This window comes from Flavobacterium praedii (assembly GCF_026810365.1).
GTDB lineage: Bacteria > Bacteroidota > Bacteroidia > Flavobacteriales > Flavobacteriaceae > Flavobacterium > Flavobacterium praedii.
On sequence record NZ_CP113948.1, the window covers coordinates 516,524 to 531,900 of the forward strand.

At 33.0% G+C, this 15,377-nt stretch carries 11 protein-coding genes; 2 read left to right on the forward strand and 9 right to left on the reverse strand.

From position 1 onward, the window contains the following. Positions 1 to 66 precede the first annotated feature (66 nt). From OYT91_RS02325 to OYT91_RS02365, 9 genes are all read right to left on the reverse strand, one after another. Positions 67 to 528, reverse strand: a complete 462-nt coding sequence (locus tag OYT91_RS02325) for a MarR family winged helix-turn-helix transcriptional regulator (protein WP_281240357.1) — start codon at positions 526 to 528, stop codon at positions 67 to 69. Positions 529 to 694: 166 nt separating this feature from the next. After that, the gene (locus tag OYT91_RS02330; RefSeq protein WP_281239342.1) at positions 695 to 1,261 is read right to left on the reverse strand and encodes a YceI family protein; all 567 of its coding nucleotides are present in this window, start codon (positions 1,259 to 1,261) and stop codon (positions 695 to 697) included. A 50-nt stretch (positions 1,262 to 1,311) separates the two neighbouring features. Beyond that, entirely contained in the window at positions 1,312 to 1,944 is a 633-nt protein-coding gene (locus OYT91_RS02335) for an NAD(P)H-dependent oxidoreductase (protein WP_269223236.1), read from the reverse strand. Between the two features lie 12 nt (positions 1,945 to 1,956). Further along, complete coding sequence (locus OYT91_RS02340) at positions 1,957 to 2,412, reverse strand: MarR family winged helix-turn-helix transcriptional regulator (protein ID WP_269223235.1); 456 nt, start codon at positions 2,410 to 2,412, stop codon at positions 1,957 to 1,959. A 254-nt stretch (positions 2,413 to 2,666) separates the two neighbouring features. After that, a complete protein-coding gene (locus OYT91_RS02345; RefSeq protein ID WP_281239343.1) occupies positions 2,667 to 2,852 on the reverse strand; it encodes a YgaP family membrane protein in 186 nt (61 codons plus the stop codon). Positions 2,853 to 2,873: 21 nt separating this feature from the next. After that, entirely contained in the window at positions 2,874 to 3,179 is a 306-nt protein-coding gene (locus OYT91_RS02350; protein WP_269223233.1) for a hypothetical protein, read from the reverse strand. Between the two features lie 56 nt (positions 3,180 to 3,235). Next, positions 3,236 to 6,481 (reverse strand): efflux RND transporter permease subunit, encoded by a 3,246-nt coding sequence (locus OYT91_RS02355; protein ID WP_281239344.1) that lies wholly within the window; start codon positions 6,479 to 6,481, stop codon positions 3,236 to 3,238. Between the two features lie 114 nt (positions 6,482 to 6,595). Beyond that, positions 6,596 to 7,687, reverse strand: coding sequence for an efflux RND transporter periplasmic adaptor subunit (locus tag OYT91_RS02360; protein ID WP_281239345.1), 1,092 nt, complete (start codon positions 7,685 to 7,687; stop codon positions 6,596 to 6,598). A 69-nt stretch (positions 7,688 to 7,756) separates the two neighbouring features. Beyond that, on the reverse strand, positions 7,757 to 9,067 hold the full coding sequence (locus OYT91_RS02365) for a TolC family protein (RefSeq protein ID WP_281239346.1): 1,311 nt from the start codon (positions 9,065 to 9,067) through the stop codon (positions 7,757 to 7,759). A gap of 360 nt (positions 9,068 to 9,427) precedes the next feature. On the opposite strand from OYT91_RS02365, the gene OYT91_RS02370 reads away from it, so the two are divergent. Together OYT91_RS02370 and OYT91_RS02375 are read left to right on the forward strand one after the other, a co-directional pair. Next, positions 9,428 to 11,446 (forward strand): PAS domain-containing protein, encoded by a 2,019-nt coding sequence (locus tag OYT91_RS02370; protein ID WP_281239347.1) that lies wholly within the window; start codon positions 9,428 to 9,430, stop codon positions 11,444 to 11,446. Between the two features lie 290 nt (positions 11,447 to 11,736). Continuing rightward, positions 11,737 to 15,036 (forward strand): PAS domain S-box protein, encoded by a 3,300-nt coding sequence (locus OYT91_RS02375; protein WP_281239348.1) that lies wholly within the window; start codon positions 11,737 to 11,739, stop codon positions 15,034 to 15,036. The last annotated feature ends 341 nt before the right edge of the window (positions 15,037 to 15,377 follow it).

Sequence of the window (15,377 nt, forward strand, 5' to 3'; positions counted from 1 at the left end):
TTAAGCGTATTTTCTTAATATTAACTCTATATGACCTTTGGGTTAAGGATTAAATTGGATGTTTTTTTAATATTTAATTGCTCTGTATTTTTCTAATAAAATATTCAGTTGTATTAATTCTTCATCACTCAAATTATTTGAGAATAATTCTTGGTGTTGTTTTATTTTTGGATCCAATTCAGATAGTAAATCCAAACCTTTTTGAGTAATTAAAACTTCAATTTTCCTGCGGTTATCTGAGCACACATTACGAGTTACCAAATCTTTTAATAATAGTTTGTCAACCAATCTTGTTGTATTGCTTGTTCTGGCCAACATTCTTTCTTGAATAATACACATATTGGCTGGTTGTCCTTTTTGGCCTCTTAATATTCTCAAAACATTATATTGTTCTTCTGAAATTTCGTATGGTTTTACGATTTCGTTGAAACTATCCGAAATTACGTTTTGGGTGTACATTATATTAAGAAAGACTCTTGTTGAAGTGTTATATTCAACCTTGCTTTTTAACTCCTCTTCTATTTTCATATTTGTAGGTGTTTCAATTGTTTGTACAAATTTATATTTATTACTCATGAATCTGTTTACAAAATTGTAGTTTTTTTGTTCCTCTTAAATTAGTAAATTTATTTAAATATAAAATAAAAAAGCCAACAATTTCTTGTTGGCTTTACGTTCTTAGTGGTATTTGTAATTAAAATTTCAAGTTCACTTTTAATTCGAATTCATCATAGATTGCTTTATCTCCAATGCTTTCAAAGAAAGATTTTGAATTGTATTTGATGTCGTATTTAGTACGATCTACATTTAAAGTTGTTGAAGCAGTATCTCCATTTACAGTTATATCAAAAACAACTGGTTTAGTAATTCCTTTGATAGTTAAATCAGCTGTTACAGTATAAACGTTAGCAGATTTTGTTCCTATTTTTTTGAATACTAAAGTTGAAGTTGGGAATTTTTCAGTACCAAAGAAATCTTCTGATTTCAAGTGACCATTTAATTTACCTAAATATTCTCCAGTTAAGTCTGTAGCTGTCAAAGTTGTCATATCCACAGTGAAAGTTCCTCCTGTTAGTACATTTTTCTTGAAAACCAATGCACCACTTTTTAAAGCTACAGTTCCTGAATGTTCACCTGTTACTTTTTTGGCAAGCCAGTTAATGCTGCTTTTAGAAACATCAATTTTTTTAGTTTGAGCTGTTGCTGCAGCTGTAGATAATGCTACTACGAATGCTAAGGCAATTAATTTTAAGTTTTTCATTTGTAAAGTGTTTAATTTATTTGAATTGATTTAATTTGAATTAGTAATTTTTATAAAGTAATAAATAAGTCTTCTTGTGATTTTCTAACTTTTTTGTAATATTGGGTAGCATCTTCTTCATGACGATATCCTACAGTTGCAATAAGTGATGCATTAAGATTTAATTTGTCTAATCCTAAAATTTCGTTTACTTGTTCAGGAACAAAACCTTCCATTGGCGTCACGTCAATTTTTAATTCAGCAGCAGCGTTTAATAAATTCCCTAAGGCTAAATACGTTTGTTTTGAAGTCCACACATTTTTAACTGCTGGATCCAAAGTTGAAATTTTAGATTTCATAAAATCACCGTAACCCGCAAGTGCTTCAATAGGAGTTTCTCTTGTGATGCTCATTGAATTTAGTAATTCATTAATAGCATCATCGCCAATATTGGTGTCATTTGCAAAAATGATCAAGTGAGAAGCATCAACAATTTGTGATTGCCCCCAAGCAGCAGGTTGTATTTGTGCTCTTAGTTCTGGGTTTTCAACAATAATTACTTTGTATGGTTGCAATCCATAAGAGGATGAACTCAAACGAATTGCTTCTTTTAGTGTATTTAAGTCTTCTGCTGAAACTTTTTTTGTAGCATCAAATTTCTTTGTTGCATATCTCCAATTTTGATTTTCTAAAAAATTGCTCATAATATTAATTGTTTATTTTGTTCTGTATTTTTCTAATAAAGTATTTAATTGTTCTAATTCTTCGACGGCTAAATTTTTTGCAAATAATTCTTCGTGTTCTTTTACTTTTGGATCTAATTCGATTAATAAATCAAGTCCCTTTTGAGTAATTAACACTTCGATTTTTCTTCTATTATCAGGACAAACATTGCGGGTGACCAAATCCTTTAATAATAATTTATCCACTAGTCGTGTAGTATTACTTGTTCTAGCCAACATTCTTTCCTGAATGACACACATATTTGCAGGATCCCCTTTTTGTCCTCTTAGTATTCGTAAAACATTGTATTGTTCACTTGAAATGTCATAAGGCTTTATGATTTCATTAAAACTTTCGGTAATAACATTTTGAGTGTACATGACATTCAAAACTACTCTTGTTGATTTGTTATAGTCAACCGTACTTTTTAATTCATCTTCAATCTTCATATTCGTACTTGTTTTATTTGTTGGTACAAATGTAGTGTGTTTTATATTTGTATATACAAATGTTAAAGTTAATTTTTTGTTAAAAATAATAAATCGGCGGTTTTTTGTTATAATGGCTTGAACCCAATAAAATAGGGTATTTAAGTGTGAAAATAGATTAATCAGTTCTAATGGACGATAGGTTAGTTTTAATTATAAAAAAAGCCAAAACAGTACAGTTTCGGCTTTTTTATAAAATTGATGTAGCTTCTTTTTTAGTCTTTCACTCCCAGTTTACCAAGAATATCATCCATCAAGCACCATTTGGTTATAGAAGATTGCAGTAAATTGGCACCCACAAAGGCCGTAAACCACAACCAATTTTGATTGACATAGATGGATAATAGCAAACTGGCTAAGATGAAAGTTCCTGCAATACCTCGTACGATTCTATTTTTCATTTTTCTAATTTTAAATTTTGACTAGTTTGTTTTTTCAATGTTTAATACTGCCACATGAATTGTAGATTTGGACTCTTGAATTGTATTGAATTCTTTTACAAATTGACAAAATACGTCTAATTTTTCGGTAGCTATAAAAACGTGAAAAAGTACCGATTGAGTTTCATTCATTTCACTTCCAAACCAATTGGTGTCAACAGCTTCTTCCGAACTATTCTTGAATCCTTTTACATCTTGATACGAAAAAGACTGTACTCCAGATTTTTTAAGTAATTGCTTGATGTCTTTTTCAAATTCTTTTACTGCGGTTATAAGTAGTAGTTTCATAAAATATAAGCCCCACCTGACCTCCCCAGTGGGGAGGAAATTGGAGTCGTTAAAAGTTAGACATTATTTTGTTTTGAGGTTTCTGACTCCCCTCCCTCGGAGGGGTTGGGGGAGGCTTCCCATTTTTTTCTCTCAGTGATGTAATAAATCAAAGGCACAACCAGCAATGTCAATACTGTCGAAACGATGGCTCCAAATACTAATGAAATCGCCAAACCTTGAAAGATTGGGTCAAACAAAATAATGGAAGCTCCAATAACTACGGCACCTGTGGTCAATAAAATAGGAGTAGTACGTACCGCTCCAGCCTCAATAATAGCTTGTTTCAAGGGCACACCTTCGTTCAGTCGGATTTCGATAAAATCGATAAGCAACACCGAGTTCCTCACCATTACTCCAGCCAATGCAATCATTCCGATAAAAGAGGTTGCGGTGAAATAAGCATTCAGCAACCAGTGGCCAAACACAATTCCAATTAGCGAAAGCGGAATGGCCAACATCATCACCATAGGCGTTTTGAAGTTTTGGAACCAGCCCACAATCAGCATATAAATAATCACGATAACCACCATGAATGCCACACCCAAATCACGGAATACTTCCAAGGTAATTTGCCATTCGCCATCCCATTTTACGGTAAAATCACTTTCGTCTGTAGGTTGTTCCATATAAAGTTCGTTGACTTTATACCCTTTTGGCAATTGCATTTTGGCTAGTTTTTCATTCATTCCCAAAATAGCATATACGGGACTTTCTAATGCTCCAGCCATATCCGCGGTTACATAAACCACGCGTTTTTGGTCTTTTCGATAAATGGTTTTTTGCAAAGTGTCCATTTCTACTTTTACCAAATCACTCACTGGAATCATATTTCCTTGACTTCCTTTGATTTTTAGATTCTCAATGTCTTGTAAACTCGTTTTGTCTTTGTCGTCAAGCGAAAGAACAATCCCCACATTATCATTGGAATTTTCATCATACAAATTCGAAACCGGATATTCTTTCAATAAATACGTGAGGTTGCCGACCACTTGTTGCGGTGCAATACCATTTAGCATCGCTTTTTCTTTGTCTATTTTCAGTTTGTATTCCGTTTGATTGTCCTCAACTATCCAGTCAACATCCACAATATCAGTAGTTTTTTCAAGAATTGATTTTACTTGATGTGCTACTTTTATTTGATCTTTATAATTAGGCCCATAAATTTCGGCCACCAAAGTCGATAAAACAGGTGGTCCTGGCGGAACTTCAATGATTTTTACATTGGCTCCATATTTCTTGGCAATTTTTTGAATCTCAGGACGCATTTCTCTTGCAATAGCGTGACTTTGTAAATCACGGTCTTCTTTGTGCAATAAATTCACCTGTATGTCGGCCATATTGCTGCCACCGCGTAAATCATAATGGCGCACCAAGCCGTTGAACGTAATCGGTGCCGATGTACCAATATAATTTTGATAATCTACTACTTCCGGTTTTGTCGAAAGATATTGTGCAATTTCTTTGGTAACTGCAGCTGTGCGTTCCAGCGTAGTTCCTTCGGGCATATCAATCACCACTTGAAACTCGTTTTTATTATCGAATGGCAACATTTTTACGACCACCGACTTGGTAAAAAACATGAAAATAGAGCCGAATAACAACACCACTGTTACGGCTACCAGAATGCGTCTTTTGGCACTGCTTTCCAAGAAAGGACGTTCCAGTTTGCTGTAGATTTTATACACCCAGCTGGTTTCAATTCCTTCAGATTCTTTGTGTTGTTGTTCTTCTTTTTCTTGCAATAAATGATACCCCAAATAAGGCGTAACTGTCAAGGCTACAAACAATGATAACAACATCGCAATCGAAGCTCCAATTGGCATCGGACTCATATATGGCCCCATCATTCCAGACACAAACGCCATAGGAAGTATTGCTGCAATTACAGTAAATGTTGCCAAAATCGTTGGATTTCCTACCTCATTGATCGCATAAATTGCCGCTTGTTTGAATGGCAGTCGTTTCATTTTGAAATGGCGGTGCATATTCTCGGCAATAATAATACTGTCATCGACCACAATTCCCACCACAAATACCAAGGCAAAAAGCGTGATTCTATTCAGCGTGTAGCCCAATAAGTAATAGGCAAACAACGTCAGCGCAAACGTCAAGGGAACCGAGAAGAAAACCACCAATCCACCGCGCCAGCCCATAGCAAGCATCACCAAAATGGTCACGGCAATAATTGCAATTCCTAAGTGCATCAACAATTCACCCACTTTGTCCGAAGCCGTTTCCCCATAGTTACGGGTTACTTCTACATGTACATCGTTTGGAATTAAACTCTTTTTTAGTTGCTCTACTTTGTCAATGATTTTTGCCGATATTTTCATCGCATCCGCACCTTTCACTTTCCCAACAGAGATCGTCACGGCAGGATATTCGGATTTTGCGGTTTTGAATTTTTCGTTGGCTTTGCCATATCCAAATGACACATAACTTCTGGCTGTTGAGGGGCCATCTTGCACTTTGGCAACTTGTTTCAAATAGACAGGCAGGTTTTTATTCACACCCACCACCAAGTTTTCCACATCTTCGGCATTCGATAAAAATTGTCCCGTGGTAACCAAATATTCTTTGTCCGCATTGACAAAACTACCCGATTGTGAACTGCCATTATTCGCCTGAATCATTTGCATAACGCCCAAAGCATCCACGCCATTTTCGGCCATTTTATCTTTGTCCAAAATCACTTTCAGTTCGCGATTGTTTCCGCCAATTTCCTTGGTAATGGCCACATCTTTTACTTTTTCAATTTCCGAAGTCACTTCTTCAGCAAGTTGACGCAATTGGTAACCGTCTTGTTTTTCGCTCCAAAGCGTGATGCCTAACATCGGCACATCATCAATCGAGCGGGTTTTTACCATTGGTTTGTATACGCCTTGCGGAAACATATCTTCGTGTTTCGCCAATTCGTCATATAATTTTACATACGAACGCTCCACATCCTGACCCACAAAAAACTGTACAATCAACATCGCTTGACCGTTCATGGCCATACTGTGCACGTGTTCGACCCCTTTGATATTCGAGATTACTTTCTCCAAAGGCTTGATCACACGACTTTCTACTTCGGCGGGATTAGCACCGGGATAACCTACCATTACGTCGGCCATCGGAACATTTATTTGTGGTTCTTCCTCCCTTGGGATTAGAAACGAGCTGTACACTCCTATAATCATCAAAGCGACCATCAACAGTATCGTTAACTTCGAATTGATGAAAAAATGGGCTATTTTACCTGAAATTCCTTCTTGCATAATATTTTTTGTTTTGCCCCCTAACCCCCAAAGGGGGAATTATTAGTGGATGTTATTACAAAATTTTATTTTTTTACGTCTATTCTCCTCCCCTTGGGGGAGGTTGGGAGGGGCTTACTGAATACTTACCAAAGCTCCGTTATACAATTTCCCGTCAGCCGAAACAATATATTGCTCATTTGCCGATAATCCAGACAAAACTTCTACTTGATTACCAAAGTTTTTACCAATACGCAACCATCTTAATATGGCTATATTTCCAGTTCCAATAGTATAAATTCCAGTTAACTGTCCTTGTTGTACCAAAGCACTTTCGGGAACCAAAACTTTTTCGTTTGTTTTTGTTGGCATGGTATTGGCAACAGGAAACTGAACGTTTACGAACATTCCAGATAAAACAGTATTATTAGTTTTGTCCAAATTGATTTTTACCAAATATTGCCCACCCGTATTTTTTGCTGATAGACTCACTTCGCTTACTTTTCCGGTTAAGCTTTCGTTAGACGATTTTACCAGTACTTTTACAGCCATTCCCTTTTTGATAGCAGTAATGTCACTTTCAGAAACCATAGCCGTTACTTGTAATCTCGATGCTCCTTCGATACTTACCAATGGCATTCCCGGATTGGCCATGTCTCCTTCTTTTACAAAAGTATTGGTCACCATACCCGCAAACGGAGCTGTGATATTAGAGTAGGAGAATTGCGCTATCACTTCGTTACGCATTTGTTTGGCGCCTTCCAGACCTGCTTTTGCCATTTCATAACGAGCCGTCATATCATCCAACTCTTTTTGGGAAGCGCTTTGTTGTTTGAATAAATTCACAAATCGATCGTAATCTTTTTTGGCATTGTTATAGCCAGCTGTTGCTTGTAGAATACTCGCGTCCACTTGCGCTTTTTTGGCTTGCAAATCGGTGTTGTTGATGCTGACTAATAATTGTCCCGCACTTACTTTTTGACCCACTTGCACGTGGATTTTGGTTACATACCCCATCATTCTAGTGCTTAAATTTGCGGAGTTTTCGGCTTCAATTTTACCGCTTGCTGTTACAAATTGTCCATTGTTGTTTTCAGACGCGCCACTTACTTTTACCGCAATGGCAGCTTCTTTAATTACAGCTTCTTTCTTTTCTCCATTACAGGAGGAAAGCAGTAAAACGAATAGAGATGTGATTATAGCTGATTTGAATAAGTTGTTCTTCATTGTATATTTTTTATAATTGATATTAAAATTGAAATTGATTTTTGCTATTGCCATTGAAATTGAACTTTTTTATTTTGTCAAAAACTGCAAGTATTCCTGTGTGTAATTGTATTCAAAAACAGCTTGTAAATATTCCAGTTCTTTTTGGTACATCTGTGTTTCTGTCAGCAATAAATCCGTAGTTTTTTCTAGCCCTTGCGTAAAACGATTGCTTCTTATTCTATACGATTCTTTGGATTGTTCCAAAGCCAGTTTTTCTAAATTCACTTTGTTTTCGGCATCTCTGAGTTGTCTGTTGGCTTTGCTCAATTCCATTTGGCTTTGGGCTTTGTATTGTTGGGTCTCTATTTCCGATTTTTGAAAATCAGCTTTGGCTTTCTCCATTTTACCAATCGATTTATACCCGTCAAAAGCATTCCAGGATAATTGTGCTCCCACAACATATCCATTCGAATTAGATCCGAAAAGTTGCTGTGCATACATTTCGTAACTTCCAAAAGCGTTCAGTCTTGGCAAGAAATTCATTTTACTGGATTGGTACATTTTGCCATAGGATTCGGTTGTTTTGTTCATCGCCTGAATGTCTTTTCGATTATCGGATAGTGAAGTGTTGAAAGCATCAATTATGATGACATTATCCAATTCTTCGATTGGTTTGTATACTTTGTTGGCGGTACCTTCATCTAATAAGAAAGCCAAATAATCCGAAGCGTTTTGCACGTTACTTTTGGCGTATTGCAATTGATTTTGGACTTCATTGACACGTACTTGCATCGATAACAAATCGGTTTTTTGCAAAATTCCCTGATTGAAATAATTTTGAATCAATTTCAAATTGGCTTCTGCCGTGGCATTTGCTTTTTCAATCACTTTAACGGCTTTGTAACTCATTTGCAACTGCATAAAAGCTTTGTTAATCTCCAGTTCCAAGTATTCTTTGGTTCTTTCAGTTTGCAATTGATAGGCATCCATTTTGGATTTGGCTGCTTGTCGTCCATACAATCCATCAACATTGATAAGCGGTTGTAAAATATCAATCCTAGTTGCAAAATTTTGAGTTTGTGACGGATTGTTCAGTTTTGCGGGATCAAAGTCGGATGGTGTTAAAATCCCCTGATTCAATTTGGATCCAAAAGCCATCAGCGGATTGGTCGTTGCCATCGAAGTATGTGAAGCAGAAATATTCGGCAAGAACAACGAATTTGATTGGTGATAATCAGCCTGAGCCGATTTGAAATCTTGGTTCGCCATTTTGATTTGCAAATTTTTGTCAACTGCTTTTGCCCAAATCTCTTTTTTAGAAATGGCTATTGTATCTTGACTATATCCAAAATGGGTGATTGAAAAAATTCCCAGTAGTATAAAATTGATTTTTCTCATAATTGATTTTTCTTAATTATGGAGCAAATATAGAAGGATGAAAAACCGTGGTCAGTAACAATTGTCACAGAGGATTTTTGAAAAGAGTAAAAGGATAGATGTTGTTTTGTTTTTATTGAAGTTTGTGTTTTATAATTTGTCAAAAATCCCTATTATCAATAAATTATATTTTTGAACATAATTTATGGAATGTAAATAATTGTAAACAAAAACTTAAAAAATAATGTTAGATGACGTTATTTTTTATTAAATAGTTGTAGTTTTTGTTCTTTTTACAAAAGAAATTTTTTTTTCTAAAAGACAATGTTATATTTATGATCTCAATAGAGCTCTAATGGTGTAATTACTTAATTTTTACCAATGAAAATAGCAATACAGGATTTTACTTATGAAGAATTACTCCAAAAAGTAAAGGAGCAAGAATTGTTAATTCAAGAATTAAAAGAAGAAAAATATTCAATAACCAATTTTGAGTATTTTGTAAATGAGTCACCCGATTTAGTTTGTATTGCTGATAATAATGCCTATTTTAAAGTTGTAAATGATGCTTTTGTAAACATTTTAGGCTACTCAAGGAATGAGCTTTTGTCAAGACCTTTTTTAGAATTTATTTATCCAGATGATTTAGAAAAAACTTTTAAAGAGATTAAGTTGTTATCCCTAAAGAATCCTACAATAGATTTTGAAAACCGATACATTAAAAAAAATGGACAGTTGGTTTTTTTGGAATGGAGAGCCAATTTGAATATTTCCAATAATTTGATTTATGCTATTGCAAGAGATGTAACTGACATGAGGAAAACTCAGGAAAAACTACTTTCTAGCGAAAAGTCGCTTAATGAAGCTCAAAAAATTGCGAAAATAGGAAGTTGGGATTTCAATTTGACAACCCAAGAACTCAATTGGTCCAATGAATTGTATAAAATATTTGAAATTGAAAAAAAAGATTTTGAGCCAAACCTATATGGTAAATACTTATCGCGATTTTTAGAAGATGATATTGAACTATTGAACAAGAATATTTACAATACAATTACAAATAAAATTCCTTATGAAATGGAACATCGTATTGTATTGGATAATAATAAAAAAAAATGGGTTTTTTGTACTGGAATTCCAATATTAGACAACCAAAATAATGTTGTTGCATTAAAAGGTGTTGTTCAAAATATTACGCAAAAGAAATTAATTGACGATACCATAAAAGCAAAAGAAAAAGCCGAAGCTGCAAGCATTGCAAAATCAGAATTCTTGTCTAATATGAGTCATGAAATTAGAACGCCACTCAATGGAATTGTAGGTTTTACTGATTTGCTTTTGAAAACAAAATTGGATAAAGATCAATTGCAATATTTGAAAACCGTAAACGAATCGGCAAATACTTTGATGGATATTATTAATAATATTCTTGATTTTTCTAAGATTGAAGCCGGTAAAATGGAATTAAATTTTGAAGAAATTGATATTTTCGAATTGTCTAGTCAAGTCATTAATTTGTTTAAGTATGAAGCCAATCATAAAAAAATTGATTTAATACTTCGTATTGATACTAATGTTCCTCAATATATATTGGGTGATTCATTTCGTCTAAAACAAATTTTAGTTAATCTTTTGAGCAATGCAATGAAGTTCACCGCTACAGGTCACATAAAATTGATTTTGAGCCAAGAAGAAGAATTTGATGCAATATCAAAAATTAAGTTTTCGGTAATTGATACAGGAATCGGAATCAAAATTCAAAATCAAAATAAAATTTTTCAATCTTTTGTTCAAGCAGATAATACCACTACTAGGCGTTATGGCGGGACAGGATTGGGATTGGCAATTTCTAATCAACTTTTAGCTTTAAAGAAAAGTGAGCTTAAACTAATCAGTTCCTATGGTGTAGGAAGCGAATTCTTTTTTGCAATACTTTTTAAAAAGATTAACAAAAAAGAAGGTAATATGATAAATGAGGAACTTAAACCAATCACAGAAAAAGAGAATATCCCCTTTAACTCGCTCTCAAGTTATAAAATTTTAATAGCTGAGGATAATAAAATAAACATGCTTTTAGCAAAAACATTGATAAAAAAAATGTTGGGAAATTGTGTTCTTATTGAAGTTACAAATGGTTTTGATGCGGTTCTAAAGGTAAAAGAGGAAATGCCAGATCTAGTGTTAATGGATATCCAAATGCCAATTCAAAACGGATATGATGCCACATCAGAAATTAGGAAACTCTCTGCTTTTAAATATTTACCAATTATTGCATTAACAGCAGGTGTTTTGAATGGCGAAAAAGAAAAATGCATGGAATACGGCATGTCTGATTATTTAACAAAACCTATTATTTTTAATGAGCTAGAAAAAATTTTAATGAAGTGGCTCAAAAATTAATCCATTACGATTTCTTTATACAAATTGATGAATTATCTCCTACTATGAAAAGCTAGTAGGAGATTTTTTTTTGGTATTAAAATGGATGTAGCATTATAATACTTTAGCAATTAGTGTTTTGTGTTAAATTTATTTTATATCTTTAATTTGATGTTTCTTCTTTTCAGTTTTGTCTTTAATTCAATTTTATTTTTTCTTTATGAAATGAGCATTACTGTAAAATTGGCTGCAAACACCAATGAAGATATGCTAATTACATATGACCGATAAAAATCAATAAATATCTACATATGAAAAAAACTATACCATCCGTTGCAGAATTATTGGAAAAAGTAAAAAAACAAGAGCAAAAAATTTCTTTACTTCAAAGAAAAGTGGAGATAAATTCTATTTTTGATTTTTTTACCAAAGAAACTTCCGATTTTATTTGTGTCACAGATTTGAATAGTTTTTTCAAAGAATATAATCATGCTTTCTTTAAAAAATTAGGTTATACCAAAAGAGAATTACTACTTGATAGTTACATCAAATATATACATCCTGAAGATGTTTCCAAAACTAGAGAAGTTCTTCAGTCGCTTATAAAAGGGAAACGATCAATGAGTTTTGAAAACAGAATTCTCTCCAAAAATGGCGAATGTATTCATATTCATTGGTCATCCATTTTTAATCCAGAGAAAAATTTAGTTTATTCTATTGGAAGAGATATTACTGAAATTCGTACCATTCAAGAGAAATTAATTGCCAGTGAAAATTTATTGAACGATGCTCAAAAATTGTCTAAAATTGGGAGTTGGGAGTTTGATTTGACGACAAATAATCTAATTTGGACCAAAGAATTGTATCATATATTTGAAATTTCTGAGATCCCTGCTGATAATTTATATGAACAGTATTTGGAACATTTCTCTAATGAAGACCGCGAATTGCTTAATAGTTTGATTGGTGAATCAATGAGAAACAAGAAACCTTATGAAATTACTCATAAAGTCATGCTGAGTAATAATAGATTCAAATGGGTTTATGGTACTGGAATTCCTATACTAAATGAAAAAGGAGAAATCATTGCTTTAAGAGGTATAGCTCAAGATATTACTGAAAAAAAACGCATTGAAAGTGAAATTTTATTGAAGAAAAAAGAAGTTGAGGCTATAAAAGAAAAAAAACGAGAACAAGAAAGTAATGCCAAGTTTAGAAACTATGTTCAAAATGCTCCAGATGGTGTCTTTGTTGCTAATGAAAAGGGTTTTTTTTTAGAAGTAAATTCGGCAGCAACCAAAATAATGGGGTATTCCCAAAAGAAATTACTAAAAATGTCGATAAATGACATTATACATCCAGATTCATTAGGGAAATTAAAATTGTGTTTTGAAACCCTTTTTTTGACTGGAACTTCAAACGATATAGTGACCTATATTCATAATAACGGGGAAATTCGGTATTGTTCAATTGATGCAGTAAAGCTTTCCGAAAAACAAGTTTTGTTGTTTGTAAAAGATATAACAGAACGTATTCATACAGAAGAAGCTTTGAAAGTAAAAGAAGAACGTTTTCGAGTTTTGGTAGAAAATGCGCCAGAAGCACTTGTGGTTATTGATCTGCAAGAGCAAAAATTTATCAGTGTAAGTCAAAGTGCACTACCATTGTTTAAAATGACCGAGGAAGAACTTTTAGCTATAGGACCAGTTAATGTAAGTCCAAAATACCAACCCAATGGGCGATTATCTACTATAATGGCCAATGAATTATTTGATGAGACTCTGAAAGGAAGAAAACCTTCTTTTGAGTGGACTCATATCGATAGTGAAGGGAACTCTATTTTTTGTGAAGTACGATTAGTACGATTGCCAGCCGAGAATAAAGAATTAATTCGAGCCAGTATTTTTGATATTTCCGAAAGAAAAAAAGCCGAAGAAAAACTTAAAGAAAGTGAACTTTTTCTAAAAGAAACCCAAATCATTGCTGAACTTGGTACTTATAGTATAAATATGTATACAGGTAATTGGACACGAACAGATTTATTAAATACAATTTTTGGAATTGATGCCGAATATGAATTGAATTCGGAAACCTGGTTAGCACTAGTACATCCTGTGTGGCGTGAAAATTTAGTAACTTATTTTAACGAAGAGGTATTAACCAAAAAAGAACAATTTAATAGAGAATATAAAATTGTTAGAGTAAATGACAATGAAGTGCGATGGGTACATGGAATAGGAACTTTGAAATGGGATGATGAAAATCAACCAATGGAAATTGTTGGCACAATTCGAGATATTACGGATCATAAACTGCTGGAACTTGAATTGATAAATGCCAAAGAAAAAGCCGAACAAAACGAAAAATATCTCTATGTAAAATATTTAGAATACGAAGAAATAAATGAACAATTAAAGCAATCGAATAAAGAACTCAAAAAAGCCAAAATTCTTGCGGAAGAAGCTAATAAAGCAAAGTCGGAATTCTTGTCTAATATGAGTCACGAGATTCGTACTCCTTTAAACGGAATTGTAGGTTTTACAGATTTATTAATGAAAACCAACCTCGAGAAAAATCAATTGGAATATATGTCAACCGTAAATGTTTCGGCCAATGCATTAATGGAGATTATTAATGATATACTTGATTTTGCCAAAATAGAGTCGGGAAAGTTAGAATTGCATACAGAAGAAGTTGATCTTTTTAGACTATTACATCAAGTAATCGAGTTGTTTAAACACCAAGCTAATTTAAAAAACATAGATTTATCGCTGACTATCGAAAAAACTGTTCCGCAATTCATTTATGCCGATTCAATTAGATTAAAACAAATATTAGTCAATCTAATTAGCAATGCCTTGAAATTCACTTCTTTTGGTTACATCCGATTGGATGTGGAGCAAACTAAATCAAGCAAAAATAATTCAACAATAAAATTTTCTATCAAGGATACTGGTATAGGGATAAAACAATACAATCAAAAGAAGATTTTTAATTCATTTGTTCAAGAAGACAACGCCACTTCCAGAAAATTTGGTGGTACAGGTTTAGGGTTGGCTATTTCCAATTTACTTTTGGAATTAATGAACAGCAGTTTGGAATTAACTAGTAAATACGGTGATGGAAGTGATTTTTTCTTTCATATAAATTTCAAAAAAGCCAATGCTTTAAAAGAGGTTTATGTTGAATTGTCAGGACCTCGTAAAATTCAAAAAATTATGAATCCAAAAAATTTAGAATCACTTCGTATTTTAATAGTTGAAGACAATAAAATAAATATGTTTCTAGCCAAAACCTTAGTGAAAAGAATTGTTCCAAATGCTGTTATTTTGGAAGCAACAGATGGTCAAGAAGGAATAGAGCATTTTGAGATTAACAAACCTGATTTAATTTTAATGGACATTCAAATGCCAATAAAAAATGGATATGAAGCTACTGTCGAAATTAGAAATCATAAATCAGGAAAAAACATACCTATAATAGCGCTAACTGCCGGAATTATGGTTGGAGAAAAGGATAAGTGTTTAGAGTATGGAATGAACGATTATGTTTCAAAACCAATTGTAGAATCTGATTTAGAAGGAATATTGCAAAAATGGTTACCCAAATAACATTTTTGAATACACAGTTTTTGTTAATTAATTCTGTAGTAATGGAGTACCTTTTTCTGAACCAAATAGTCAATATAAAATAGGCCAATAGTTTAATTTTGGATTAATTTTTATTTACTTTTTTTAAATAGTCTTTTTCTATTATTTATATAATAAAATAAGGCAAAACTTTAATTTATTTAAGATTAACAAAATTTTATTTGTAAATTTATTAATTATTTTAGATAAAATTAAGAATTGTTTATTCTTTGTGTAATAGCGTAATAAAGCTACTTTTGCATCACTTTTATTAAATTAGAAAGCTAAATCTATTTTTGAAATAGTAGGCAAACGGCAAATAT